Origin of the sequence: Pseudanabaena sp. FACHB-1998, from assembly GCF_014696355.1 — a bacterium.
In the GTDB taxonomy this organism is placed as follows: domain Bacteria; phylum Cyanobacteriota; class Cyanobacteriia; order Pseudanabaenales; family Pseudanabaenaceae; genus Pseudanabaena.
In genome coordinates this window covers 114,862-139,761 of the sequence record NZ_JACJQA010000033.1, presented here as the reverse complement: position 1 = coordinate 139,761, position 24,900 = coordinate 114,862, and the positions used below count along the sequence as shown (strand labels likewise).

Annotated in this window: 22 protein-coding genes; 8 read left to right on the top strand and 14 right to left on the bottom strand. The window is 42.5% G+C overall.

The window, feature by feature from the left end; translation table 11 throughout:
• Window positions 1–38: 38 nt before the first annotated feature.
• The 4 genes from H6F42_RS14490 to H6F42_RS14475 all read right to left on the bottom strand — a co-directional run bounded on the left by H6F42_RS14490 (window position 39) and on the right by H6F42_RS14475 (window position 4,117).
• Complete coding sequence (locus H6F42_RS14490; RefSeq protein ID WP_190400074.1) at window positions 39–632, bottom strand: hypothetical protein; 594 nt, start codon at window positions 630–632, stop codon at window positions 39–41.
• The gene (locus H6F42_RS14485) at window positions 629–1,006 is read right to left on the bottom strand and encodes a response regulator (RefSeq protein ID WP_190400073.1); all 378 of its coding nucleotides are present in this window, start codon (window positions 1,004–1,006) and stop codon (window positions 629–631) included. Before H6F42_RS14485 ends, H6F42_RS14490 begins: the two co-directional genes overlap by 4 nt.
• A 303-nt stretch (window positions 1,007–1,309) precedes the next feature.
• Window positions 1,310–2,632 carry a response regulator gene (locus tag H6F42_RS14480; protein ID WP_242018453.1) on the bottom strand — a complete coding sequence of 441 codons (1,323 nt, stop codon included), beginning with the start codon at window positions 2,630–2,632 and terminating at the stop codon, window positions 1,310–1,312.
• A gap of 285 nt (window positions 2,633–2,917) precedes the next feature.
• Complete coding sequence (locus tag H6F42_RS14475; protein ID WP_190400072.1) at window positions 2,918–4,117, bottom strand: response regulator; 1,200 nt, start codon at window positions 4,115–4,117, stop codon at window positions 2,918–2,920.
• Window positions 4,118–4,165: 48 nt separating this feature from the next.
• Here H6F42_RS14475 and H6F42_RS14470 point away from each other — a divergent pair, with 48 nt between their 5' ends.
• Both H6F42_RS14470 and H6F42_RS14465 read left to right on the top strand, forming a co-directional pair.
• Window positions 4,166–5,074, top strand: a complete 909-nt coding sequence (locus H6F42_RS14470) for an alpha/beta hydrolase (RefSeq protein WP_190400071.1) — start codon at window positions 4,166–4,168, stop codon at window positions 5,072–5,074.
• Between the two features lie 140 nt (window positions 5,075–5,214).
• Window positions 5,215–7,488 (top strand): NACHT domain-containing protein, encoded by a 2,274-nt coding sequence (locus tag H6F42_RS14465; RefSeq protein WP_242018452.1) that lies wholly within the window; start codon window positions 5,215–5,217, stop codon window positions 7,486–7,488.
• A 38-nt stretch (window positions 7,489–7,526) separates the two neighbouring features.
• Here the strand turns inward: H6F42_RS14465 and leuB are convergent, their stop codons facing one another.
• A complete protein-coding gene (gene leuB / locus H6F42_RS14460; protein ID WP_190400069.1) occupies window positions 7,527–8,609 on the bottom strand; it encodes a 3-isopropylmalate dehydrogenase in 1,083 nt (360 codons plus the stop codon).
• 291 nt (window positions 8,610–8,900) lie between these two features.
• On the opposite strand from leuB, the gene H6F42_RS14455 reads away from it, so the two are divergent.
• Both H6F42_RS14455 and H6F42_RS14450 read left to right on the top strand, forming a co-directional pair.
• Window positions 8,901–9,383 carry a heavy metal-responsive transcriptional regulator gene (locus H6F42_RS14455; RefSeq protein ID WP_242018451.1) on the top strand — a complete coding sequence of 161 codons (483 nt, stop codon included), beginning with the start codon at window positions 8,901–8,903 and terminating at the stop codon, window positions 9,381–9,383.
• A gap of 248 nt (window positions 9,384–9,631) precedes the next feature.
• Complete coding sequence (locus tag H6F42_RS14450) at window positions 9,632–10,435, top strand: fatty acid desaturase (protein ID WP_242018464.1); 804 nt, start codon at window positions 9,632–9,634, stop codon at window positions 10,433–10,435.
• Window positions 10,436–10,548: 113 nt separating this feature from the next.
• Here the strand turns inward: H6F42_RS14450 and H6F42_RS14445 are convergent, their stop codons facing one another.
• Complete coding sequence (locus H6F42_RS14445; RefSeq protein WP_190400067.1) at window positions 10,549–11,667, bottom strand: ATP-binding protein; 1,119 nt, start codon at window positions 11,665–11,667, stop codon at window positions 10,549–10,551.
• A 424-nt stretch (window positions 11,668–12,091) separates the two neighbouring features.
• On the opposite strand from H6F42_RS14445, the gene rpsF reads away from it, so the two are divergent.
• Window positions 12,092–12,457 carry a 30S ribosomal protein S6 gene (gene rpsF, locus H6F42_RS14440; RefSeq protein WP_190400066.1) on the top strand — a complete coding sequence of 122 codons (366 nt, stop codon included), beginning with the start codon at window positions 12,092–12,094 and terminating at the stop codon, window positions 12,455–12,457.
• A gap of 197 nt (window positions 12,458–12,654) precedes the next feature.
• On the opposite strand, the gene H6F42_RS14435 is transcribed toward rpsF, so the two are convergent.
• Window positions 12,655–12,807 carry a chlorophyll A-B binding protein gene (locus tag H6F42_RS14435; RefSeq protein WP_190400065.1) on the bottom strand — a complete coding sequence of 51 codons (153 nt, stop codon included), beginning with the start codon at window positions 12,805–12,807 and terminating at the stop codon, window positions 12,655–12,657.
• A 350-nt stretch (window positions 12,808–13,157) separates the two neighbouring features.
• On the opposite strand from H6F42_RS14435, the gene H6F42_RS14430 reads away from it, so the two are divergent.
• Window positions 13,158–14,681 carry a hypothetical protein gene (locus H6F42_RS14430; RefSeq protein WP_190400064.1) on the top strand — a complete coding sequence of 508 codons (1,524 nt, stop codon included), beginning with the start codon at window positions 13,158–13,160 and terminating at the stop codon, window positions 14,679–14,681.
• Window positions 14,682–14,788: 107 nt separating this feature from the next.
• On the opposite strand, the gene H6F42_RS14425 is transcribed toward H6F42_RS14430, so the two are convergent.
• The 6 genes from H6F42_RS14425 to H6F42_RS14400 all read right to left on the bottom strand — a co-directional run bounded on the left by H6F42_RS14425 (window position 14,789) and on the right by H6F42_RS14400 (window position 20,780).
• Entirely contained in the window at window positions 14,789–15,190 is a 402-nt protein-coding gene (locus H6F42_RS14425; RefSeq protein ID WP_190400063.1) for a hypothetical protein, read from the bottom strand.
• A gap of 54 nt (window positions 15,191–15,244) precedes the next feature.
• The gene (locus tag H6F42_RS14420; protein ID WP_190400207.1) at window positions 15,245–16,483 is read right to left on the bottom strand and encodes an adenylate/guanylate cyclase domain-containing protein; all 1,239 of its coding nucleotides are present in this window, start codon (window positions 16,481–16,483) and stop codon (window positions 15,245–15,247) included.
• A gap of 88 nt (window positions 16,484–16,571) precedes the next feature.
• On the bottom strand, window positions 16,572–17,114 hold the full coding sequence (locus H6F42_RS14415; protein ID WP_190400062.1) for a peroxidase-related enzyme: 543 nt from the start codon (window positions 17,112–17,114) through the stop codon (window positions 16,572–16,574).
• A gap of 185 nt (window positions 17,115–17,299) precedes the next feature.
• Window positions 17,300–17,971: an L-threonylcarbamoyladenylate synthase gene (locus H6F42_RS14410; RefSeq protein WP_190400061.1), complete on the bottom strand. Its 672-nt coding sequence runs from the start codon at window positions 17,969–17,971 to the stop codon at window positions 17,300–17,302.
• A 44-nt stretch (window positions 17,972–18,015) separates the two neighbouring features.
• On the bottom strand, window positions 18,016–19,290 hold the full coding sequence (serS, locus tag H6F42_RS14405) for a serine--tRNA ligase (RefSeq protein ID WP_190400060.1): 1,275 nt from the start codon (window positions 19,288–19,290) through the stop codon (window positions 18,016–18,018).
• Between the two features lie 185 nt (window positions 19,291–19,475).
• The gene (locus H6F42_RS14400; RefSeq protein WP_190400059.1) at window positions 19,476–20,780 is read right to left on the bottom strand and encodes a DEAD/DEAH box helicase; all 1,305 of its coding nucleotides are present in this window, start codon (window positions 20,778–20,780) and stop codon (window positions 19,476–19,478) included.
• Between the two features lie 773 nt (window positions 20,781–21,553).
• On the opposite strand from H6F42_RS14400, the gene H6F42_RS14395 reads away from it, so the two are divergent.
• On the top strand, window positions 21,554–22,432 hold the full coding sequence (locus H6F42_RS14395; RefSeq protein ID WP_190400058.1) for a M48 family metallopeptidase: 879 nt from the start codon (window positions 21,554–21,556) through the stop codon (window positions 22,430–22,432).
• A gap of 73 nt (window positions 22,433–22,505) precedes the next feature.
• Here the strand turns inward: H6F42_RS14395 and H6F42_RS14390 are convergent, their stop codons facing one another.
• Complete coding sequence (locus H6F42_RS14390; RefSeq protein WP_190400057.1) at window positions 22,506–24,098, bottom strand: NAD(P)H-quinone oxidoreductase subunit 4; 1,593 nt, start codon at window positions 24,096–24,098, stop codon at window positions 22,506–22,508.
• Window positions 24,099–24,424: 326 nt separating this feature from the next.
• Between H6F42_RS14390 and psbU the strand changes: the two genes are divergently transcribed.
• Window positions 24,425–24,808, top strand: coding sequence for a photosystem II complex extrinsic protein PsbU (gene psbU, locus H6F42_RS14385; RefSeq protein ID WP_190400056.1), 384 nt, complete (start codon window positions 24,425–24,427; stop codon window positions 24,806–24,808).
• Window positions 24,809–24,900 lie beyond the last annotated feature (92 nt).

Genomic DNA, 24,900 nt, shown 5'->3' with positions numbered 1-24,900 from the left:
CATTCGCTATAGGGAAAGGAGCGGATATTTTGTGAGCATTATCCTACGCTATGCTTACCCGAATCATTCAACCAACGTAGTGGTTGCCAAATATGAGTAGGAGTACGCGAGAGGATAATTTCAATGGGAGTATACTCGGTCTCCTGAATATTCGCTACTGTTTGGTTGATTTTTTTTGAATTATTTCCAATTAAGTCCGATGGTTCTAGAGACTCAGATGGATGTAGACCTATATACTGATGCTCTTCGGTCGTAAGGCTGCCGATTACCCGATCCACGATTAGTCCGATGCCTGCTAGATGCTTATAATTCAAATTTTCCGCAATTTTGCTTAACCGCACCACGGTGAGAGACTCGGTGAGCAAAGCCCTTTGCTCCCCCATAATTAATCGCAACAATAATAAAGGCATCAAAGTAGCCTGATGATGCACAACCCCCACGATCGCATTTTCATAAAATGGCAAAGCCAGGATGACGTTGCGCCCCAAAATCATGATCTCCGACACCAATACATCGGGAAAAGTCACGAGGCGATCGCCAATCTTAGCCACAATGTATCGGTTGCTAGGTGCAATTAATTGATCCTGCCAATTTTCAGTAATATCGCCTAGACTAACTTCGGAAGATTTCATTTTACTTGTTGAGGCAATTTGTTCAAGACTTGCGTTAGGGAATCTCGGCTAATTGGTTTGGTGAGATAGTCGTTTGCCTTAGCTCGCTTAATGCCGTAGTCAATCTCCAGTTTGGTACTTTTAGTAGAACACAAAATCACATACTGATCATCTACTTGATGATGCGATCGCAACTCACGCAGAAATTTATAGCCATCTTGATCGGGCAGGACAATATCTAAAAAGATCGCAGCATAACGGTTACTAATAATCTTGTCTAAAGCGCCTGTAGTTGATTCGCATAGATCCACTGTATGCCCTAAATCTTGTAAAAAAGAACTTAGTAGATGTCTTTGGGTTGCTGAATCATCAATTACTAAAAAACGCTCGCTCATAGTTTCTATTTCAGATTGGGTGTTAGTGACTTATTTGGTGTAGTTATTTGAATGATTACAAATGAGAAAATCTAGTTTTTAGCAATGTTTAGATGTTTCGTTATTACTGTTATTACTTTTGTCAAAGTTGATTAGCAACCTTTATTTACAATGTTATTTGATTGTTATTTGACTAGTAATTGCTTGTTACTTTGGAAATCTAATGTAAACCCCAACATTATTGATTGACTTGAATTGTCTAGGTGACTTAAAAATTTTAATTTAAGACAGAATTGCCTTGCCGTAAAATTTTATACTTTTACTCTAAACTAATGTATCAGTTGATAAAGGTGCAAGCTCCCTTAATAAATTACGCAATTCGTCGCGAAATTTAGGTGTGTCAGCAGATGACCTTGGCTTAGCCAGAAAACGACAATTTGCCCATCTTGCTCTAAAGTTATTGGTCATACTATTTTCCGCCGTAACTAATACTAAAGACAGAGTAGATAGATCCCGTTGACGACGAATTTGTTTGATCAAATCAAACCCATTCAAGCTCGGCATATTGATATCAATAAACACCACAGTGGGTTTATATTCCAAAATCTTGTCGGTAGCTTCTTCGGCGTTTTCGGTGAAATCCACCTGATATCCCCAACTAATTAGCAAGCGCTGCATTTGTTGAAGCAATACAGGGGAGTCATCGACAATGAAAACTCTCGGTTCGTCTTTATTATTTTTTGGAGGAGAGGTTGGTGGCGAACGAAACCCGATTTCTGGATCTGTTTTTCGTTCTTGTAATGGCACAATTGACACAATATTTTTTTGAGCTAATTTATCTAACAACAAAGCTGTGCGATAAATTGGCTGCTTAAAAGTATCGGCAATTGAGCAAATACGATCTTGCCCCGTTGTCACCTTTGCAAAAAGTGGAAAATTATCATTGCCAACCCTAGCGAGTAAGTTAGCAGCATCAACTAGTTGGACTAGCTGAAAAGGATGTTTGACACATTCAAATTTTTGCCATTGTCTTACTTCGTTAGCGATCGCATTTTCTACGACCGATAGCTGCCATACAGGAAGATTAACGGGTAAGTCATTAGCAGGTTGCCACACAAAAGAAAAATCACCTTCTAAATGCAAAGATAAAAAGTTTTCTTGGATAATTTCCTTTAAAACTTCTTTAGTGATTTCAGGATGTTTTTTATAAACATTACTCACAAATGGGTAGCAGTAAGGACGGTTAGTTTGTCTTTGTTCCCATTCAGGAATACGCGAAAAACTAATCCCCTTATTAGCGTATTTGCGAACTAATGTGGGTATGACATGCCCTTCTTCTTCTGCTAGAACTAAGCCTCCTCCCGCAAGTAATAATTTCCATCGGTGGTATTTAGTCTCTACTTGGATTACTCCTGTAGAGCGGCTCATGACACGCATAGCTGCCAGTAGGATGTGTAATGTGGCATTCCTCACTACCTGTCCGTCTGTCAAGTTGTTAGACACGAGGTCTGAGTTAGGCAAGGAACCTGTCATAGCAATCATGTTTTTGGCTGAGGGCGCTTGGACAGAAGAGATATTACAAAAACGGATCACCTCAAGTAGATCGTAGCAACCTGTGACAGTTCCGATTGGTTGTCTCAGATACATTATTCAAACTTTAACTTTGGCGATCCCTTGACATTGCTTCAGCCATTTTATGGCTTGTGGCGCTTTGTCGTATGGTTGATACCCATAATTTTTTGAAGGCAATAGAACCATCACTAAAAATTGGTTGGGCTGATTTAGTTATTTTATTGATAGTTGTTGCCATTCTTGGGAGGACACAAAACCAGAAGACGAGTGGCAGTGCGAAGCGCCACAACTCGCTTCTTGGGTTTTGATTTGTCCTAATGCAAGTGACCACAGCTATAATTGTAAGGCTTTATATAAATATCAGATAGGCGCAAATTCGCGCAAAATTGCCCGTACTTGCTCACGAAATTCTGGTATGTCATTGGAAGTTCTGGGTTTGCTAAGAAATCGACAATTTGCCCACTTGGCGCGGAAGTTATTGGTAATGGTGTTCTCGGATGTTACCAATACTAAAGGCACATTGGCTAAGGATGACTGACGGCGAATTTGTTTGATTAAATCAAAGCCGTTTAAGTGTGGCATATTAATATCCATAAAAACAATACTTGGCTTTTCGCTAAGCATTTGTTTTGTGGCATTAGCTGAATCATCCACCAGACTAAGTTGATATCCCCAATTAGTTAATAAGTTGCCGAATTGCTTGAGCAAGACGGGTGAATCATCCACAATCATCACTCGAGGCTGGGTAGATAAAGGGACGGGATCATTTTGGTTGATGGTTTCGGGTGATCGCGTAGGTAGAGGTAAAATCGCAATTGTCCGACTTTCTGCGAGCTTATCCAATTTGAGGGCGGTGCGAGTGATATGTTGCTGAAAGCGATCGGCTATTTCACTAATGCGATATTTGCCATTAGTTACCTTGGTAAATAATGGCACTTGAGCAATGCCGCATTCCGTGTCTAGGATTTGGACAGTTTGATAGGGGTGACGGACATAGCTGAAACTACGCCATTGCTCTACGACTTTGGCGATCGCTTTTTCAAGATCGTTTATTTGCCAGATGGGCAGAATAATTTTGGTATCAAGGGGCAGTGGTTTCCAGAGGAGTGAAAACTTTTTTTCTAAGGTAATTGCTAAAAGGTTTTCAAAGAGAATTTCTTTAAAGACATTGAGGCAACCATCTCGATCTTGGGTATAGATTTCGCTAACGAGACGAAAGGTGTCGAGACTGCTTAGCCCATTTTGGCTAATTTTCTGTAAAACCGTTGGTGTGGGTTGGATCTTTTGGATTTTGAGCTTGCGCGTTAAGGTGGATAAAAATTCGCTTTGATCTTCAATAAAGGCGATGCTGCCGCCATGAATAAAGATTTTCCAACTCAGGTGAGGGGTGTCAACATAGGCTATGCCTGTTTGATTCATGAGTAGGCGCAGCATTACCATCAAACTAGGCTGCGTTAAGTGCGGGATTATTTCGCCGATAGGGACAATACTGTTCGGTTTGTTACCGCCCTTATCTGCTGGGAAATCGGAAGCATCATTCTCTTGGGGAATCTGCGTCATTGCCAAGTTAAGGTAGTTAAGACTTGATTTGGAGCAATTGTGGTGGTGATGAGTAGCGATCGCGTATTAAAAGTTCTCTGCTTGCACGGTCATCCCGGAAATAGCGAGGCAATGCAGATGTTTGTAAGACATTTTCAGGATCGAGGCATAGACGCGATCGCTCCAGATTTGCGTGGTTATGGAAATTGTAAAGCAATTTTGCCTTTTACAATGTTAGATCACATACAGGATCTCTGGGACTTGCTGCTTTGCGATCACCAATCGGAATATCTGATTCTGGGTTGGTCTTTGGGAGGGATTTTGGCGATTGAGTTGGCGCTGAGGGCTTTGTCTGTTGGGAGTGCTTATGAGTCACCAAATCAAGACAAACCCAAAATTGCGGGATTAATCTTAATTGCTACGGCGGCAAAGCCTCGGAGCAGTTTGCCAAAAATTGCTTGGTGGGAATATAGCAATTTATTAATGGCGGTTGGCTTGCATTGCGTCACATCTAAAATCTTTCAGATTTTTTTTAAAGATTTATCTAATTCATCTCTACATCCATTTTTTTTCAATTTTTTGATGAGGCTACGCTATTTGCCGATGAATTTATTTGGGAAGCGATCGCTGATTGGCTATTTAATCCAACAACATTCAATAACTGCCTACGATCGCATTTCTACTATGGGTGCTAGGGCTTATCTCCAGACTTCGCGCTATGCACAGGCGGCACTTAATCAAGCTTTGCGACAGGGCTACGATCGCACAGGCGATTTAAAGCAAATTCAAGTTCCTTGTTTGGTGATCGCAGGTGAGCAGGATCGACATATTACGGCGGCGGCGACTGCTGAGACGGCGGATTTGTTACCAAACTGTGAATTTATTTGCTATCCCCATACGGCTCATTTATTGCCTTGGGAAATTGGCGATCGCTTGCTTAGCGATATTGAGGCTTGGTGCGATCGCCATCTTTACTAAATCAAAGATGACAAGCTTTCTTTTCAAGAGAATTGCGCCCCGCCTCTCTTTGCTGACTAGCTATATGATGATAAGTTAAACCTACAGGCTTGCTTAAACATCTTAATTAGACTATGTTTCCCCAAAAATTTCTGACGAGAATGGCGCAAATTCATCAGCTTTCGGCGGATCAGGAAAGTGTATTTTTATTAAGATTTGGGGAAAATCGGGAAGATCGCGAAGTTGCTAGTTTTTTAGGAATTTCCGAAGAAGCCTATCGCAAGCGGATGGGGGAGATTTATCGCAAATTTGACATTAGTGGCAAGGGACCGGGCAAAAATAATCGCTTGCTGCATATTTTGCAAAATTACCTTGATGCAGAAACTTCATCTTCTAATGCTGTAACTGAAACCGCTAATGGTCACAAAAGTGCTGGCTCGACCTTGGCTCTAGATATTGATATTGAGGAATTAGTCCAGCAACTCCGTTATCGGAGTCGGCAAATTATTCAAGAGCGCTGCGCCACGATGCGGGTTTTGGATATGTCGCACCCAATCAATTTAGAGGATATTTACACAGGAACCGATGTCTTAGAAAAAATTACGAGTCGCCGCCGCTTAGGTATTGCGGAGCTTTTAGCAACCTATCATGGGCGCGATCGCTTAGGAATGTCCGCGATCGATGAAGGGCGCGTTTCTAGTATGGAAGCTCTAACCCGCTATCGCAAATTAATGCTCTTAGGAAAACCGGGAGCCGGCAAGACGACTTTGCTCAAATATACCGCCCTTAAATGCTCACAAGGCGATATTTTTAGCGATTTAGTACCGATTTTTGTAACCCTGCGTCAATATGCGGGTTCCGAATCCCAGCCTAAAATTTTGGATTATATTGCTCAGGATTTTCGCACCTACAACGTTGGTGATGAGCAAATAGTTAAACAACTTTTGCAACAGGGGAGAGCAATTCTCTTTCTGGATGGACTGGATGAAGTGCGAGAGGATGATTTGCATCGTGTCCTCGAAGACTTGCGAAATTTCTCAGAGCAGTACTATACCAATCGCTTTGTGATTACCAGTCGATTGGGAGCGCAGGAATACGTCTTTGAGAAGTTTACGGAAGTAGAAGTTGCCAATTTTCAATCATTGCAGATTTCGCACTTTGCCCAACGTTGGTTTGTGGGTAACTCCCGACATATTGAGCTTTTCTTGCGAAAAGTAGAAGATAATCGTCCGATTCAAGAATTAGCGACCAATCCCTTATTGCTCACCCTGCTCTGTCTGGTTTTTGATGAATATGGGGACTTCCCGAATAATCGCTCGGAACTATATCGCGAAGGATTGGATGTATTGCTCAAAAAATGGGATGCCAAGCGCAATATTGAGCGTCATCAAATTTATAAAAATCTATCGATGCAACGGAAGGAAGATCTACTTGCACAGGTTGCCTATATGACCTTCAATCGGGGAGATTACTTCTTTCGGCAAATGGATTTAGAACGTTACATTACGGATTACATTCGTAATTTGCCCAAAGCCCATACCGATGAGGAGGCTTTGCAGCTTGATAGTGAGTCGATTATTAAGGCGATCGAGTCACAACATGGTTTATTTGTGGAACGAGCTAAGGGTATTTATTCCTTTTCCCATTTAACTTTTCAGGAGTATTTAGCAGCGCGGGAATTGGTGTATAACGGGAATCCTGACACGATAACTTGGCTGGCTGGGAGAGTTGCCGATCACCGTTGGCATGATGTATTGCGCCTTGCGGTGGGAATGTTGCGCTCTGCTGATGATCTGTTGCAAGCGATGAAAGAGCAGTGCGATCGCCTATTGGCTAGCGATTTACCATTACAAACTCTCTTGCAATGGGTAAAGCTCAAAGCTGAATCCATTCAAGTAGGCGATCGCATCCGCTCGGTGCGGGCTTTTTATTTGACCCTTGGACGGGCGATCGCTCAAAGCTCTCCGATGAATTTAGCCAATGTCCTAGCCCGTATCCTTGCCCTCGATCTCGATCTTTGTCAAAATCGCAATCTTAATTTGGAACTAGCTTTCGATCTTGCCCGTGCCTTAGAAACTAAGGATGGTGAAGACCTCAGACTCGATCTAGAACTAGATCTGAGCCTTGCGCTGGAATACGCGCAGGAAATGCCTGATCTGAGTTTGGCAAAGGCTTTAGTCGAATTGATCAATACCTGTCCCGATGATGCGGATAGTGATAGCAAGTGGCAAGAGTGGGCTAATAACTTACGGCAACAAGCGATCGCCCATCGCAATATTGGTCAAGACTGGAATCTTACTAGTTCGCAATTAGATATATTGCGTCAATACTGTGATGCAAATCGTCTTTTAGTGGAATGTCTCGAAAGCGATTGCTATGTACGTCAACCAGTTAGACAAGCGATCGAACAAAGTTTGCTGCTACCTTCTCCTTAAACAAAGTAGCGGCGCGAAGCGCCGCTACTTTGTTTAGATTAAATGGCGGCGAGCAAAGCTTCTCCCATTGCTACACATCCTAATCTTTCGCATCCATCCGCCATGATGTCGCCAGTACGTTTGCCAGAATCGAGAACTTTATTTACAGCCGCCTCGATCGCGGTGGCAGCTTCTTGTTCATTAAAGGCATAGCGCAACATCATCGCTGCACTGAGAACTTGAGCCAAAGGATTCGCCAAGTCTTTGCCAGCAATATCTGGAGCCGAACCATGCACAGGCTCAAATACTCCCGGCGTTCCTGTAACTCCCAGACTCGCGGAGGGCAACATGCCAATGCTACCTGTCAGCATCGCCGCCGCATCGGAGAGAATATCGCCAAAGAGATTGCTCGTCAGAATTACATCAAACTGTTTGGGATTGCGAATAATCTGCATCGCCGCATTGTCCACATACATATGCGATAGCTTCACATCGGGATATTCGCTCGAAATACTCGTTACGCGATCGCGCCATAGTTGCGAAACTTCCAACACATTAGACTTATCCACGGAGCAGACGGAACCACGACGTTTTTGGGCGGCTTCAAAGCCAACTCTGGCAATGCGATCGATTTCTGGCTCCGTATAAACCATCGTATTGAAGCCACGACGCACCCCATTTTCGTCCGTAACAATTCCCTTTGGCTTCCCAAAGTAAATACCGCCCGTCAGTTCGCGCACCACTAAAATATCTACGCCTTCGACAACTTCCCTCTTTAAGGTAGAAGCATCAATTAATTGTGGCAAAATCTGAGCAGGACGCAGATTTGCAAATAGCTCCATGCCGCCACGCAAGCCTAATAATGCTTGTTCAGGACGCAAATTAGATGGCATCGTGTCCCACTTTTCGCCGCCCACCGCCGCTAGCAATACGGCATCACTACTTTTACATAATTGCAAAGTTTCATCGGGCAAAGGATGCCCCGTCGCATCGATCGCTGCGCCACCGACTAAAGCGGTTTCAAAGGCAAAGGTAATATTAAATTTAGGGGCGATCGCTTGCAGTACTGCTACGGCTACTTTCATGATTTCTGGCCCAATGCCATCGCCCGGAAGGAGCGTAATCTTATAATTTTTAGACATTACAACAACAAAACAACAACAAAGTATCAAGACAGATTTCTTAAAATACCACTTTCGGTTTCTCGATCGCTGAAAGTAGCCAAGCCTCTAGTTCTTAAAACAAGCATAGTGTTGAGGCACTTCGCGCCGCCACACTAATCCTTGGGCGGTAAAAGAGTAGGTTACGCTGCAATGTAGCTTAACTCTTTTTAATTTTAGATATTGATCTTAAAGCTTAAGCTTTGCCCAGAGGCTTGACCTTATACTAGGGTATAAAGCTTAAGCTTGTAAGCGTTGGATGTAAACACAAAGATGGCAATGCTGCAAGTTGGTGAAGTCTCGCGTAAATTAGGGCTAAATCCTCAAACACTTTATTTCTATGAAAGGATTGGACTAATTCCGCCCCCTCATAGAACTGAGTCGGGCTATCGTCTGTTTAGTCAAGAGGATATAGATCGCTTATCTTTTATTACCCATACAAAGGCGATGGGGCTGAGTCTTGACGACATTAGAGAGATTTTGGCAGCTAAAGATGGGAAATCTCCAACTTGTAAAACAGTCCATGATTGCCTTCTGAGCAAAGCAAGATCGATTGAAGAAACCATTCAACAATTGCAAATATTACGTGACGAACTCCTTCCCTTAGTTAATCATTGTCACCAAAATATTGAATGTCAAGAATGCTCTAGTCCTAGTGAATCCTGCACTGTAAATACTGATGATGCTAGCCATGAGTTTAAGAAAGCTTGTAGTGCTTGGCAAGGCTTTGATAAAGCCATTTTAGAGAATACCTAAAATTCCTCTCCAGTGAGGAAGCATCATTATATTTCGTCGGGTTTATAAAATCCTTTAGGTGATTTTGCCCTGAAATAAAAATCAATAATTTTTTGAAAGCTATGCCAATTGAAGCTTTCAACTAATTTGCCATGTCTAATTTAGGCTTCAGTCTTTATAAATTCCATTCATCAGTACCATATTCATAAACCATGACAAGATTATTTTCAGACATAGATCCTCTCTATCCCGATCGCCAGCCTCAACCCATGAAATTAAGCTGGGCTTCGGTGATTTTCTTCACAATTGTGCATGGTTTAGCTTTATTAGCTCCGTGGTTCTTCACATGGTCAGCATTAGGAGTGATGATTTTATTGCATTGGTTTTTAGGAAGTATTGGGATTTGCTTGGGCTATCACCGATTGCTGAGCCATCGCAGTTTTCAAGTTCCTAAATGGCTAGAATATGCGATCGCCTTAATTGGTGCGACCGCCTTGCAGGGGGGACCAATCTTTTGGGTGGCGGGACATCGCTTACATCATGCCCATACTGAGGATGTGGAAAAAGATCCCTATTCGGCACGGAGAGGCTTTTGGTGGAGTCATTTGTTATGGATGATTTATCCTAGTGATGACTTTTTTGTGCCAGAGAAGTATCGTAAATATGCGCCTGAGATGTCTCGCGATCGCTTCTATCTATTGCTAGATAAGTATTATCTACTTTTACAAATTCCTCTAGGAATTGGTTTGTACTTGCTAGGCGGCTGGACTTATATCATTTGGGGAATGTGCTTAAGATCGGTTCTGTTATGGCATAGCACTTGGTTTATCAATTCGGTCACGCATATGTGGGGCTATCGTACTTTCGAGACAAATGATAATTCGCGTAATCTCTGGTGGGCAGCGATCGTTACCTATGGCGAGGGTTGGCATAATAATCACCACGCCTATCCCCATGTGGCAAAGGCGGGGTGGCGTTGGTGGGAAATTGATGTTACTTGGTGGGCGATTCAAGTACTTAGGGCTTTAGGTTTAGCGACGAAAGTAATTATGCCGCCAGCGATCGCTAAATAAGAAGGAATGGCGTAGCCATTTCTTCATTTAAAAAACCTTACTAGGTTTGCTTTTTAAAGCCCAAAAGTGTGTCACACTTTTGGGCTTTGGGATAAGTAGATCGGCGCACCTAATTATTCATTAGCTGAGGGTAAAATGACCGTAAACTTAGTACCCATATTTACTTCGCTTTCTACAGCGATCTTGCCATTATGAGCTTCTATTGCTTGCTTCGCAATATACAAACCCATTCCTAAACCCTTGGCATTACCAACGTTCTCTGCACGCAAGAATGGAAGAAAGAGATTATTTAAGTATTCATTGGGAATTCCGATACCGTGATCGCAAACTTGGAGAGTCAGTTCTTCTTTATTGCAGGTAATGTCAATATCTACCGTTCCACCTTCATAGGAATATTTAATAGCATTTGACAATAGATTCATCACAATATGCCATAGTAATTTTTTGTCAATTTTTAACTTTTGGCATTTCCCATGACTATTAAACTGAATGCGACACTTACGGGGAGAATCGGAAGTCTGGAAACTATCGATTAGTTGATGACAATAGGCGATCGCATCTAAGGGTTCAGGATTAAAGGGGAACTTGCCTGATTCAGAGCAGGAGATTAACCTAATTTCTTCTAACAACCAGTTGATATCTTTAATAGCTGATTGAATCGAAGCTAGATTTTTGGCACGAGTTTCTTTAGTTAGCTGCTCTTCAAAGTTTTGGAGTTTCCATATCAATAATCTGATTACAGACATGGGTGTAGAGAACTCATGGGAAGCCATCGCCAGAAGGCGAGATTTTAGTAAATGTAATTCTTTTTCTTTCTCTAATGCTTCTTGGAGGATTTTCTCTGTTTGATGCTTCTGAAGAGAAAGCATAATTGCCATATCTACTTCAGCATATCTGAGTGGCTTGGTCAGATATCCATAGGGTGAAGTTGCAGTTACTTTTTCTAAAGTCTCAGGATCGCTAAAAGCAGTTAAATAGATAACGGGAATGGGAGATATTTTATGAATTTCGTGAACTGCGGTGATGCCATTATCTAGACCCCTCAGTTTAATATCCATCAAAATGAGGTCAGGGATTTGGCGATGGATAGCTGCGATCGCGTCGTTGCTGCTATCAACTATTTCGAGAACTTGGTAACCCAAATCTGTTAAAACGTCTGAAAGCGCGTTAGCTGTAACAAGCTCATCTTCTACAATTAAGATATTGGCTAATATTTTAGTTGTTACAGCCATGGGTTTGTTTTTTGCTTTTTTACTGAAAATTCAGAAATGGCGACAAATAGTAAGTTAGATTTCTGATTTAGTTGTAATTATAAAGGATTTTTAGGAGTAGTGAAGATATTATCTTAACTTTTACGATATTTATTTCCTTGATCCTGAATTATAGCTATAGCCAGTCTTGTTAGGACACAAAACCCAAGAAACTAGTGGCGGCGCGAAGCGCCGCCACTAGTTTCTTGGGTTTCAAGCAAGTGACTATAGCCATAACTAGGTCATCAGAAGCCAATTACTCTCATCATGCAATGTTTTTGCTGTGATATGAGAAATTCAGCATTTTTTATAATTTCTTAGTTACCTTTACACAGTACAATAGTAAATCCTTGCTTCTAAATTAAATTTTACAGAAGCCATTTGTAGCCCGTAAGGAAAGAATTTAATGACTGTTAAGCGTTTGTACGAAACCATGTATATTCTGCGTCCTGACCTTCCTGATCAGGACGCTGATGCAGCGATCGCTAAATATCAAGACTTCTTAGCTCAACAAGAAGCTGAAGATATCACGATTCAACACCGTGGTAGACGTAGATTAGCCTATGACATCAAGGGTCATCGCGAAGGTATCTACATTCAAGTTAATTACACCGCAACTCCTAAGACCATTGAAAGCTTAGAAAAAACAATGCGTCTTGGTGATGACGTAATTCGTTATTTGACGGTCAAGCTTGAGCCAGAAGCTGTTGAAGAAGCCAGCATTGAAGAAATTCCTGATGCTGAAGCTCCTGTAGCGGTAGCTGCGGAGTAGAAATAAATAAGCATTGCTGAGCAATGCTTATTTATTTCTGTAGCCAGCTATAAAACCCAAATATTGAGAGGCGGCGCGAAGCGCCGCCTCTCAATATTTGGGTTTTAATTTGTCCTAATACAAATGACTAGGGCTATATTTCCTAATAAAAAAGGGAGGTATCGATTTTCGATACCTCCCTTTTTTATTAGGAAATATTAAATAATGCCCCAGAAGTGCAGTACGCCTTGTCCGCTAATCAATTCGATCGCGATCGCAGATACAAAGCCAATCATTGCTAAACGACCATTCCAGTTTTCTGCACCAGAAGTAAAACCCCAGTTCCATACATTACGGTTTTCGTCAGACATAATCGAGTTACCTGTAGATTAGTTAGCTTACATTGAGAAATGTAACAAATTTTAAGCGCTTTCGCAATCTTTCTTTATATTTTCTGCCTTTTGACATACTGATTATCGCGATTGGGCAACCCTGAAGAATGAGGAAAAACCTCAGCCTGTGCCTTATTCTCTGGGGTTATGCGTCACAATTCAAAATTAGGGGTGGCTTTAAAGTTCAAACAAGAGTGTCGGGGCTTTGCCCCGACACTCTTGTTTGGATTTTGAATAAATACTAAAAAATTTGGGATTTGTTCGGCTAGGAATTGGGTAGAATCCAAAGGACATTTCACGCAAAAATCCGCGCAAGGACAGAATTAATTATGCGAAAAATATGGCTGAGATTACTGGCTGGTTGTTTGGCTGTGCTGGTCAACCTGACAACAACCAGTGCAGTATGGGCAGCTAGCCCTAAAAATGCCAAAGATGCAAAATTTCAGGGAATCCCACTTCAGTGCTATGTGTCACTCGCGGATGAAGGAAACTCGCCAGAAGCTAAAGTTGCCGCCTTTAGCGAAATTGCTAGCAAATATGTAGAATCGCAGAGCTTCGAGCAAGCCAAAAAGGTCTTAGAAAAAAGTATTACGGCAGCTAACGCGATCGCGGCTCCTCCCCTCAAAACCTTTGCTCTTTTAGATACGGCTCAGCGCTTGACCAAAGCTGAGCAATCAAAATTAGCGGTGGAAACCCTCGATCAAGCTGTTGTCAGTAGTCAATTGTTGACTGATCCCTTAGATAAAGTATTTGCGGATATCAAACTCGCTCAAGCTTATGGAGAAGCAGGTAAAAAAGACAAGGCAACCAACCTCCTCCAAACTGCTACCAAATCTACCCCTGAAGTGTTTGATCCCTATGTGAGATCCCGCGCTTTTTCGGCGATCGCCAATGTTTACACGGAAATTGGCGATGACTTTAACTCGGAAGCTTCCATTTCGGCTGCTTCGGAATTACTACCCATGATTGAAGATCCTAATACCAAGGCTCGGGCTAGAGTGGAGATTGCGGGTAGCTATGCCCAAGCGGGAAATCATTCCAAATCCGTTGCCTCTCTCGCCGCAGTTTTCCAAGAATTTGATGCAATTCGCGATAATGCGATCGCCAGCGCAAAGGAAGCAGCTAAAAAAGATCCTAAAGTCGCGAAGGCTAAAGTAGGTAAAGCAATTGAACCTAAAGATGAAAAAGCGAAAAAATCTGCACCAGATCCCAAGTTAGTCGAGCAAGCCGCAAATGTGAATGGGGAATCCCTGAAAACGCGATCGCTCTTTCTCGTAGCCAATCAATATATTGTGTCTAAGCAATATGACAAAGCGATCGAAGTGATTGGCAACTTGAAGGATGACTCAGTGGAGAAGAGTGTGGGTACTGCTAATGTAGGCATTGCCTATGCTAAGGCTAAAAAAGCTGATGAAGCTCTTAAATTATTTGACCAAAGCTTAGCGGGTTTAACCAATGTGCCGCCTTCAATTGATGTGTTTACCTTATTGCTCGAAATTGGTCGTCAATACCAAAACATCAAAGCTTCGGAACAGGCTAGTAAGGTGTGGGATCAGGCTTTGACTCTGGCTCAAAATTTACCTCAACCTATCGATCGCTTGTTTGCTTTAAATAATATGGCAAGTGTCTATGGCGAGTTTGGCTTTACGGACAAAGTTACTGCCATTTTGACCGATAGTCTGGCGCTAGCCAAAAATCTTACCGATGTAAATATTCGCTCAAGAGCTTTTTCGGATATTAGCAGCACCTATTGGGCGATCGGTCAGCCTGACACCGCTAAGGAAATAGCCGCAGGAATTGAGAACCCTAGCGAAAAAGCGCAGTTAAGCAAGTTATTTGACTGTGCTAGCTAAGCTTTCTTCAACCCAGATAAATACCTAAAAAATCGCTAAGATTTTTTAGGTATTTATCTGGACTAAAGCCATAAAAGAAAAGGGATTGCATTGCAATCCCTTTTCTTTTATTTAATTAAAGATGCTCCAAAACTACGAATAGCAGGCAATGTATCTGTAAACCAGCCTAAACCTAAGCCTGTTCCTGCAATTAAAGCGAGTACAAAAAAATTCCAACCCTTGTTGTTCATAAAAGCACGAAGCTCATTTCTGGCAACATACATAAGCATCGCCCAAATCACGCTAATTCCCAACGACAAGACAAACTGTTCCTTAGAAAAGAACACAAAGGCTATAGCCGCAACTACCCATCCCAACGAAAAAATCCAATCTATCCCAAAGGCGATCGCGCCCGCAGGAATCCAGATGCGCCAATCAGCTTTATGGATAGACAATAGCCATCCATAGGCAATGAATCCAATTAATACTAGAGCTAGTGACAATATCGGTAATTTTCGGAGAGTACGCATATTTCTATTTCCAAAGCTAGAAGCCAGCGTTTGTGCAATGAACGCTTGCCTATTTTATTCCTTTATCCCTTTAATTAAATACATATCGACTGATCCCATATTTTTCACTAAAATCTTGCCTCGATGTTCCACATCAAAGGAATCTCGAATTAACTCATAGGTGGCTTGGGAAATATTAATCCGACCAGCCACCCCCGACGATTCGATTCTTGAGGCGAGATTAACTGTATCTCCCCACACATCATAGACAAACTTTTTTTTGCCAATCACTCCACTTAGCAACTCCCCAGAATGAATACCAATCCGAGTATCCCAATAGGGAAGATTTTGCTGGAGTTTTTTTTGTTTGCGTAATTCCATAAACTTTTGAATTTGCAACGCCGCCAGAACTACATCTAGAGGATGGGTAAGATTAGGCTTAGGAATGCCACCACAGCACATATAGCTATCTCCAATCGTTTTGAGCTTCTCTAAGCCATAGCGTTCGATAATGCGATCGAAGTACGAAAAGCAATAATCTAGCTCCGCCACTAAACGCTCAGGAGTCATTGATTTGGATATTCTAGAAAAATTCTTAAAATCAGTAAATAGAATAGTTGCAGAAGGATGATAAACAGGCTTGACTCTACCCGTAGACTTTAGTTCATTGGCAATTTGGGCAGGCAAAATATTCAGCAAAAGATTATCGGACTTGATTTTCTCTTTCTCGATTTCTGAATAGAGCAAGTTTAAATCTTCAAAAGAATTAGCATTACGAATTGCTGATGATAGCTGTAAAGCTAGTAAATAGCCAATACGAAGATCTTCTTGATTGTAAGCCTGTGACTGAGTAGAGCCAAAAAGAATAACTCCCAGAATTTTTTTGGAACTCTCGAGCGGTAAAATAATTTGAGAGGTATATTGACTTAAAAAATCGCTGGGAGAAGTCTGTTTGACTAGCTGGGCTTGACCAGTTGTTAGAGCTTTATGAAAACTATTATTGTTAGCAATGAGTAATTCATTAAACTCGACTGAACTTCCAATTAGTTTAATAAATCTACCCGAATTGGCTCTGAGAAGATAAACACTTAAATGTTCAAAGTCGAGTAACCACTTCGCTTGTTTACCGACAACACGCAATATTTCGTCAAGGTTAAGCGAACGATTAATCGCTGTTGCGACTTCATTAACAGCAGCAATTCGCACGGAAAGGGCTTGAGCTTCGGCCAGAAGACTACGGGCTGTTACTAGAAGTTCTTCTCGATCTAAGTTTTCAAGTTCTTTTCCATTTGAGAAATTCGGCGAAGAATCCATTGCCAAAGATGTTTTCCTTTGTGCTACCTGTTGAGATAGATAAGGTGGCGCAAAGCGCCACCTTATCTATGTACTTGTTTGAAAATCGCTATAAAGCGTCAATTTCAAGGGCGATCGCATCGGTATAGCGATTTACGCTAGAGAATAAATCGGCGGCCGCCACAATCTCAAAAATCTCTGAGTCGTCTAATCCAAAGGATTGTAATTTTTGGTAATGGGATTCATTAAGGGCAAGAGGATTTGTCCCTGCTAATAGACCAAACTGAATTACTGCCTTCTCTCGCTCTGGTAATGGGCAAGCATCAAAGTTAGAGACTAAAGTAGATAAAATTTCTTCACTCATACCTAAGGCTGATAGTCCGTGTAAATGGACTTTGAGCGCATAGACGCTATTATTAGCCTGAGAAATGGCAACCCCCACCATTTCTTTAAGGGTACGCGGCACATCACCTTGGAGGATCGTTGATCGAAATTTTTTCCAGTTCGCTTCGAGGATATCAGGATTAATTGCCATTGACTTGAAGATATTAGGAATAATGCCAAATCCTAGTTCTGACAAAATTTGATCATAGACCTCTTTGACTTTAGGATCAGTCACTTGGTCATATTCAACAATCGGAAAATGAGTCATATCGAATTTATGTTTATCAAAAATATTTTAATATAATATATGAAATTTGCCTAAAAAGTTTTAGGGCATGACCTATTTGAGCATAGCAAACTTTTACTTCCGCCTGAGATAGACAAAATGCTTAAAGCTTTGAGATATAAAGATGTTGATTTTGCCATAGGCAAAATCAACATCTTTATATCTTTTTAAAAAGGAGCTACACCTAAACCTTGACGTAAGACTATTGGATTTAAATCATCGGTTAAATCGAGAATTGTGGAGACTTTGTAACTATGATCAGAGCCATCATCCACTATGAAATCTACTAACTTAGAAAAGCGATCGAATAGTTCTATCTTTGGCAGTTCGCACACATTCCCCTGCTTCGTATTTTTGGATTGATGAGCAAAATCCTCTTCATCGATATCATCTTCGGTTAAGTTGGCGGATGTAGAAATAATTGGATTCCCCAATGCTTCGATAATAGTTTGAGATACACCATGATCAGGAATCCGAATCCCTGTGGTTTTACGTTTAGGATTTAACACCAATTTAGGCACAAGTTTTGTGGCTGGCAAAATGAAGGTATAGGGGCCAGGAACCAGACTTTTCATGGTGCGATAGTTGGCATTAGAGACGATCGCATATTCGGCAATATTGGAAAGCGAGGAACATAAAAATGTCAGGGGCTTATCGTTCGACATCTGTTTGAGTTTACGAACGCGCTCCACGGCTGACTTGGACATTAAATCGCAACCGATCGCATAGACTGTATCCGTCGGATAGAGCATGATCGCGCCACCGCGTAAAGCATTCACAATTTGAGCGATCGTGCGTGCTTGAGGATTTTCGGGATGCAGTCGGTGGATCGTTGCCATAGTGGTGTCTCGTATTAGTTTTCTAGAAGAAGCACGTAATTCTTCTAGAGGTATTCTCGATTGAGTAGAGGTTGTAACACTTCAGGAATTAAGATACGTCCGTCAGGTTGCTGATAATTCTCTAGAATTGCAGTCATTGTCCGCCCTACCGCTAGCCCTGACCCATTGAGAGTATGCAAAAATTCTGTTCCCTTTTTGCCTTTGCTTTTAAAGCGAATATTGGCACGTCGAGCTTGGAAATCGAGGAAATTAGAACAGCTAGAAATTTCGCGATAGGTATTTGCCGCTGGTAGCCATACTTCGAGGTCATAGCATTTCGCGGCACTGAAGCCGATATCGCCTGTGCAAAGCTCCATTACTCGATAGGGAAGCTTTAAGGCTTGGAGAATCGATTCGGCATTACGGACTAATTTTTCATGCTCCTCGGCGGAGTTTTCGGGAAGTACAAATTTGACTAGTTCCACTTTGTTGAACTGGTGTAACCGAATTAAGCCCCTCGTATCGCGTCCATAGCTTCCTGCTTCGCGACGGAAGCACGGAGTATAGGCACAGTGATGAATAGGCAGATTTTCGCTATCTAAAATCTCATCGCGATAGAGGTTTGTAACGGGAACTTCCGCAGTGGGAATCAACCATAGATCATCTTCAGCGCATTTGAAGAGATCTTCAGCAAACTTGGGTAACTGACCTGTGCCTGTCAGGCTGGCGGTATTGACAAGCAATGGTGGCGCAATTTCGGTGTAGCCATTGGCGGTGTGAGTATTCAGCATGAACTGAATCAAAGCGCGTTCGAGGGCGGCTCCTGCACCAATGAGATTGACAAAGCGAGTTTGGGCAATTTTAACAGCGCGTTCAAAATTGAGAATGCCTAGCTTTTCGCCAATTTCCCAATGGGGCAAGATGTCCGTACGGCTAGTTTTATATTCATCACCCCAGCGACGCACTTCCACATTTTCATCTTCATTGGTGCCGATGGGGGTGGTTTCACTGGGCAAATTGGGCAAGGTCATCAAGATGGCATTGCTTTCTTCACGCAATGCTTTTTCCTTGGGTTCTAGCTCGGCGAGTTGTTGTTTGATTTCGGGCGATCGCGCTTTGAGTGCTTCAATTTCGGCGGCAGGCGCACCCGCTTTCATTTTGATACCCACTTGCTTGCCGATGTCATTGCTTTCGGCTTGTAAATGCGATCGCTGAGTTTCTAATGCACGAACTTCTTGCTCTAGTTCGACTAATCTACTAATGTCGTAACCTTTACCTCGACTGTTGAGGCGAGCTTGTACCTGTTCGGGCTGCGATCGTACGAGCTTAATGTCTAACACGGACTTTTCTTTAACCTAAACGCACTCTGAGCATCATACAGCGCTTTGCGCTCAAACCCAAACCCAGAAAATTTTGAAAGCGTTGCAAAGCAACGCTTTCAAAATTTTCTGGGTTTGATCGAGAATTAAGAAAGCAATTTTTTAAAAGTGTTGCCAAGCAACACTTTTAAAAAATTGCTTTAACTTTAGGAATGGGCTATCGCTACAGATTGCCTTCTCTGGGGTTTAGCAGGGGACTTGCTAGGAGATGGCGATGATGGTTTGGCGATCGCATTATCTCTTTGACCTCGGCGAGGCTGATGCTTGGCTTGCCTTCCTACTTGGATGGGTTCAGGCTTTGCTCGAGGATCTGGCTCAAATCCTTCAATAATTTCCTGTGGCAGCGATCGCTTGATTAGCTTCTCGATGTCAGAGAGGAACTTACGCTCATCCACACATACCAATGAAATTGCTTCACCCACAGAGCCAGCACGCCCCGTCCGCCCAATGCGATGCACATAGTCCTCTGGCACATTTGGTAACTCGTAGTTCACCACATGGGGAAGTTCGCTAATGTCTAAGCCCCTTGCTGCGATATCGGTCGCCACGAGGACTTGCAAACTGCCATCTTTGAACTTACCGAGGGCGCGAGTCCTTGCCGCTTGGCTTTTATTGCCATGAATTGCCATCGCTACGATGTCATCTTGATGGAGTTGCTTAACTAAGCGATCAGCTCCATGCTTAGTACGAGTAAATACCAAGACCTGATACCAGTTATGGGTTTTGATCAAATGCGTGAGTAAGTCACGCTTGCGATCGCGATCGACAGGGAAAATTCTTTGAGTTACCAAATCAGAAGTGGCATTTTGGCTAGCAACTTCGACTAATACGGGCTGATTAAGCAAGGTACTCGCAAAGGATTTGATCTCATTGGAGAAAGTCGCGGAGAAGAGAAGATTTTGGCGTTGCTTTGGTAAGAGCGCCAAGATTTTTCTAATATCGCGGATGAAGCCCATATCTAACATGCGATCGGCTTCATCTAATACCAAGATTTCCACCTTGCTTAAATCTAATCTGCCTTGCTGTACATGGTCGAGCAAGCGTCCGGGGGTGGCGACCAAGATTTCCACACCACCTCTCAGACGATTAATTTGGGGATTGATATTCACGCCGCCATAGATCACCATCGATTGCAGTGGTAAATGTCTGCCATACATCCGTACACTTTCTTCGACTTGGGCAGCTAGTTCGCGAGTGGGGGTGAGGATTAAGGCACGAATGGGGATTTTGCCTGTAGGCGATCGCTTGACTACTTTATTAGAAAGCAAATGCAAAATTGGCAAGGTAAATCCTGCGGTTTTGCCAGTGCCTGTTTGAGCGCCTGCTAAGAGGTCTTGACCTGAAAGCACAACGGGAATCGCTTGCGATTGAATGGGAGTGGGCTTGGTGTAGCCGCGTGCCGTGACGGCGCGGACAATTTGATCGGACAAGCCTAGAGCAGAAAAAGACATAAAACTCCAAATTTTTGGTTCGGTCTGTCGCTGTTAGCGAAGCAGTTTGTAGTCATACCAATTCCTAGACATTTCACAATATTTCTAAGAATCTAAAACCTTACCCAGTGGGATTTTAAAGCTTCAATAATGGCATTGCCTTTATTGAAATTGGTGTCAGACGGATCAGAGACAGAAAAAATAAATTAGCAACAGTATCAAAAACTGGGAGCAGATACTATCAGGTTTAGATCTTAGCAGAGGTTTGCGATTTATAGTTGCTTGCCGAAAAAGTGCTTGACGAGTCACTGTGGCTAGGAAATGACAAAAATTGATGGACTATAAACCAAAATCGTCGGGGTTTTCTCCTTCCAAGTGCAACGAAACAGTTCTCTCCACTACTCTTGGTCATGTAAAAATTCCATTCAGCACTTCCCAAAAATCTGTTTTTAGTGGTCTCCCCAATTTTGATGGTTTCAGATTCTTTTCCTCCCTTCCATCTATTTACCCAGATCAGCGAAAAGAGAAGGTCGAGGCGAAGCATCGACTTTCTCTTTTCGCTGAGCAAAGAAATGGCTACGCTTTCGTAAATTAGTATTATTTAGAGTTAGGAACTGATGTTAAGTAAAGCCCTCACCCCTCTCCCGCAGGAGAGGAGTGAGGGCTTTACAAACTTCTACTTAACATCACTTAGGAAAGGAGTCGGCAACTTTTGCTTGTTTTTTTCGTCTACTAAGGATGGTAGGAAAGCCACGATAAAATAAGTTAAGTAAGGGTTGAGGTCATTGTTAATTATGAAAGTATCGATCGCAAAATTATCAAGCTTAATCAGACAAAAATTTCGTCATTATGGGAAATTTGCCCTTGTGTTATTGATGTCTTTATCACTTGCCCTTTTCCTCAATCCTTATATTGCGAAAGCTCTAGATTTGTCTGATCTATTTCGGATTTTGCCCTCAGCAGTGCAAATTATCCAACTTTCAAGTATTGGTGACGATGATGAAATTCAATTAGGCAGGCAAATTGATGCCCAAATTAAGCAAGAAGTGAGGATTAGTCAAGATCGGTCGGCAAATGCTCTCGTAAAGCGTTTAGGACAAATGCTAGTAGCAAGTAGCGATCGCCCTAATATTCCCTATACTTTTCAAGTTGTAGATGATAATAATCTGAACGCTTTCGCTACCATGGGGGGCTTTGTTTACATTAATACTGGCACGATCGCCGCTTCCGATAATGTGGCACAGTTAGCAAGTGTAATCGGTCATGAGATGGGACATATTGCAGGTCGTCATGCCCTTGAGCAGATGAAACAAATGGCGATCGCCCAAGGAGTCGCTACCATTGCTGGGGTTGCGGATGACCAATTAGTGAATATTGGCGTAAATTTGGCTTTGCGTTTACCCAATAGCCGCGAGGCTGAATTTGATGCCGATCGCCGAGGCTTAGTAAATATCACCAGAGCAGGTTTTGCGGCGAGAGCAATGCCTGCGTTTATGCAAAAGTTGGCAAGTAGTTCTAATAGTGGTAATGCTCCCGCCTTTTTAAGTACCCACCCTGCTACAGGCGATCGCATTAATGCTATTAATCAAACGATTCAAGCTAATAATTTCAATACTTCTGGCGGCTTAAACGATACTGAATATCAAAGAATTTGGCGATCGCGCTTCAGATAAAAACAAAAAAATTGCGGTGTAAAGCACCGCAATTTCTCAAAAAAAGAAGGTTCGCTTAGCGAACCTTCTTTTTTTATTTAGTTAGACTTGGTGCTGCTTGAGCTTGGATAGAAGCTAAGCGCTTGTTATCGCGCTTATTGGCTAAGACAGGCACTGCATCCCGCAACACACCTGCCAACTTAGTCGTAGTCGCATCGTACATTTGCGTAACGATCTTCGGATAGAAGCCAATACCGATGATGGGAATCAACAGACAAGCGATGATGAATACTTCGCGAGGTTCCGCATCAATTAGCTCTTGATGAGAAGTAAGCTCAGTATTCTCCTTGCCATAGAAAATTTCGCGCAGCATCGACAACAGATAAACGGGCGTTAAAATCACACCCACAGCCATCAATAAGAGGGCAATCACTTTAAACGTACCGCTATAGGCATCGCTAGTCGCAAATCCGACAAAAATCATGACTTCCGCAACAAAGCCGCTCATTCCCGGAAGTGCAAGGGACGCAAGCGAACAGGTTGTAAACATCGCAAAGATTTTCGGCATCTTTTGACCCACGCCACCCATCTCATCAAGAATGAGAGTATGAGTGCGATCGTAGGTTGCGCCCACCAGAAAGAATAAGCTTGCGCCGATTAGTCCGTGGGAAATCATTTGCAACATTGCGCCACTTGTACCGAGGTCGGTAAATGAAGCTAAACCGATCAGCACAAAGCCCATGTGGGAAATTGATGAATAAGCAATTTTGCGTTTCAGGCTTCTTTGAGCAAAAGAGGTGAGAGCCGCATAGATAATATTCACGATCCCCAAAATCACCAAGATCGGCGCAAAGTAAGCATGAGCTTCAGGTAACATCCCTGCATTCATCCGCATTAGGGCATAACCACCCATTTTTAAGAGAATCCCTGCAAGGAGCATATGCACGGGAGCGGTAGCTTCTCCGTGAGCGTCAGGTAGCCAAGTATGCAGAGGGAAGATGGGCAACTTGACCCCGTAGGAAATCAAAAATGCACCATAGGCTAATAGCTGGAAGGTAAGCGGATAGTCTTTGTTGGCGAGGGTCTGCATATCAAAGGAGACAGTATCGCCATAAAAAGCCATGGCAAGCCCTGCCACAAGGATAAATAGAGAGCCGATCGCTGTGTAAAGAATAAACTTGGTAGCGGCATAGAGACGCTTGTAGCCCCCCCAGATCGATAGCAAGAGGTATACAGGAATTAGCTCCAATTCCCATGTCAAGAAAAACAGCAACATATCTTGTACTGCAAAGACGGCAATCTGTGCGCCATACATCGATAGCAGTAAAAAATAAAATAAGCGTGGCTTCAGGGTGACGGGCCAGGATGCCAAGATTGCTAATGTGGTGATAAATCCAGTCAGCAAAACCAAGGGCATCGAAAGTCCATCAACGCCTACTGACCAATTTAGCCCCAAGGCAGGAACCCATGCGTATTTTTCGACGAGTTGGAGACCGGGGTTATTGTAGTCATACTTTGTGCAGAAGGCATAGGCGATCGCCGCAAAGTCAATCAGTCCCACTACTAAGGCAAACCAGCGAATGGTTTTACCATCTCCTTTGTCTGGCACAAAGGCAACTACAAGAGACATAAGTATGGGAAAGGCAATGATAAACGTGAGCCAAGGGAAGTTTTCGAGACTTAACATATTCAAAAGTAACCGTTGTAATTACCCACCCATTTTCTAGACAGTCATTGTACCTACCGTCTCTTAGAGAGTTTGCAGTTATTAATAGTTAATTAAACCTAGGCGATCGCTAAAAATCTCCCACTTATGACTGGGATCATTAGAGAGTCGGGTATTCAGCTAATTTGAGCCGCTTTGAATCTCTTTGAAGATTTGTAAAGAGAAGTTAACAAATAGAGATAATTGTTTACATATTATCGATTTGTAGAACGTGTGGCTAGGGGTTTCCAATTTTCTGCTAATCTCGAAAGTGAATAAATTATTTTTTTAATTGAGAGATTTTAGGCATGAAAGCACTTATACGCTTTTCTGTTTTATTAGTGGCGATCGCGTCAATTTGGACAACTGGCTTTTTAGGTTCTTTTGGCAGTAACGCTGCATTTGCCGAAGACTTAGCCCCCACCAATTTTTATACGCAAGATAACAGCAAGATTGATTTAAATAACGCTAATATCAACGCTTTTCGGCAAGTACGTGGAGTTTACCCAACCTTAGGTCGCATTATTATCGAAAATGCACCCTATAAATCCTTTGACGAAGTTTTAAACATCGCAGGATTGACAGAAGCCCAAAAAGAATTGCTCAAGGCAAATGCTGACATGTTTTCCCTCAAAAAGCCTGACGAGTCCTTGGGACGTGAGCGGATTAATAACGCTAACTACAGACTATAGTTATCCTAAATAATTTGAGAAAGTGCGCCCCTTTGGGGCGCACTTTCTCAAATTGGGTTTGCTATACATGGTAAGCAAGGTTTTTAAGCCAA

What these genes read in the sequence shown, in the direction of transcription:
- H6F42_RS14435 (WP_190400065.1), bottom strand. Translation starts at nt 12,807, where the DNA reads ATGTCTGACGAAAACCGTAATGTATGGAACTGGGGTTTTACTTCTGGT.
- H6F42_RS14480 (WP_242018453.1), bottom strand. Translation starts at nt 2,632, where the DNA reads ATGTATCTGAGACAACCAATCGGAACTGTCACAGGTTGCTACGATCTA.
- H6F42_RS14485 (WP_190400073.1), bottom strand. Translation starts at nt 1,006, where the DNA reads ATGAGCGAGCGTTTTTTAGTAATTGATGATTCAGCAACCCAAAGACAT.
- H6F42_RS14490 (WP_190400074.1), bottom strand. Translation starts at nt 632, where the DNA reads ATGAAATCTTCCGAAGTTAGTCTAGGCGATATTACTGAAAATTGGCAG.
- psbU (WP_190400056.1), top strand. Translation starts at nt 24,425, where the DNA reads ATGAAAGCACTTATACGCTTTTCTGTTTTATTAGTGGCGATCGCGTCA.
- H6F42_RS14445 (WP_190400067.1), bottom strand. Translation starts at nt 11,667, where the DNA reads ATGGCTGTAACAACTAAAATATTAGCCAATATCTTAATTGTAGAAGAT.
- H6F42_RS14430 (WP_190400064.1), top strand. Translation starts at nt 13,158, where the DNA reads ATGCGAAAAATATGGCTGAGATTACTGGCTGGTTGTTTGGCTGTGCTG.
- rpsF (WP_190400066.1), top strand. Translation starts at nt 12,092, where the DNA reads ATGACTGTTAAGCGTTTGTACGAAACCATGTATATTCTGCGTCCTGAC.
- H6F42_RS14410 (WP_190400061.1), bottom strand. Translation starts at nt 17,971, where the DNA reads ATGGCAACGATCCACCGACTGCATCCCGAAAATCCTCAAGCACGCACG.
- leuB (WP_190400069.1), bottom strand. Translation starts at nt 8,609, where the DNA reads ATGTCTAAAAATTATAAGATTACGCTCCTTCCGGGCGATGGCATTGGG.
- H6F42_RS14390 (WP_190400057.1), bottom strand. Translation starts at nt 24,098, where the DNA reads ATGTTAAGTCTCGAAAACTTCCCTTGGCTCACGTTTATCATTGCCTTT.
- H6F42_RS14450 (WP_242018464.1), top strand. Translation starts at nt 9,632, where the DNA reads ATGAAATTAAGCTGGGCTTCGGTGATTTTCTTCACAATTGTGCATGGT.
- H6F42_RS14470 (WP_190400071.1), top strand. Translation starts at nt 4,166, where the DNA reads ATGAGTAGCGATCGCGTATTAAAAGTTCTCTGCTTGCACGGTCATCCC.
- H6F42_RS14425 (WP_190400063.1), bottom strand. Translation starts at nt 15,190, where the DNA reads ATGCGTACTCTCCGAAAATTACCGATATTGTCACTAGCTCTAGTATTA.
- H6F42_RS14475 (WP_190400072.1), bottom strand. Translation starts at nt 4,117, where the DNA reads ATGACGCAGATTCCCCAAGAGAATGATGCTTCCGATTTCCCAGCAGAT.
- H6F42_RS14415 (WP_190400062.1), bottom strand. Translation starts at nt 17,114, where the DNA reads ATGACTCATTTTCCGATTGTTGAATATGACCAAGTGACTGATCCTAAA.
- H6F42_RS14465 (WP_242018452.1), top strand. Translation starts at nt 5,215, where the DNA reads ATGGCGCAAATTCATCAGCTTTCGGCGGATCAGGAAAGTGTATTTTTA.
- H6F42_RS14400 (WP_190400059.1), bottom strand. Translation starts at nt 20,780, where the DNA reads ATGTCTTTTTCTGCTCTAGGCTTGTCCGATCAAATTGTCCGCGCCGTC.
- H6F42_RS14455 (WP_242018451.1), top strand. Translation starts at nt 8,901, where the DNA reads ATGGCAATGCTGCAAGTTGGTGAAGTCTCGCGTAAATTAGGGCTAAAT.
- H6F42_RS14395 (WP_190400058.1), top strand. Translation starts at nt 21,554, where the DNA reads ATGAAAGTATCGATCGCAAAATTATCAAGCTTAATCAGACAAAAATTT.
- H6F42_RS14420 (WP_190400207.1), bottom strand. Translation starts at nt 16,483, where the DNA reads ATGGATTCTTCGCCGAATTTCTCAAATGGAAAAGAACTTGAAAACTTA.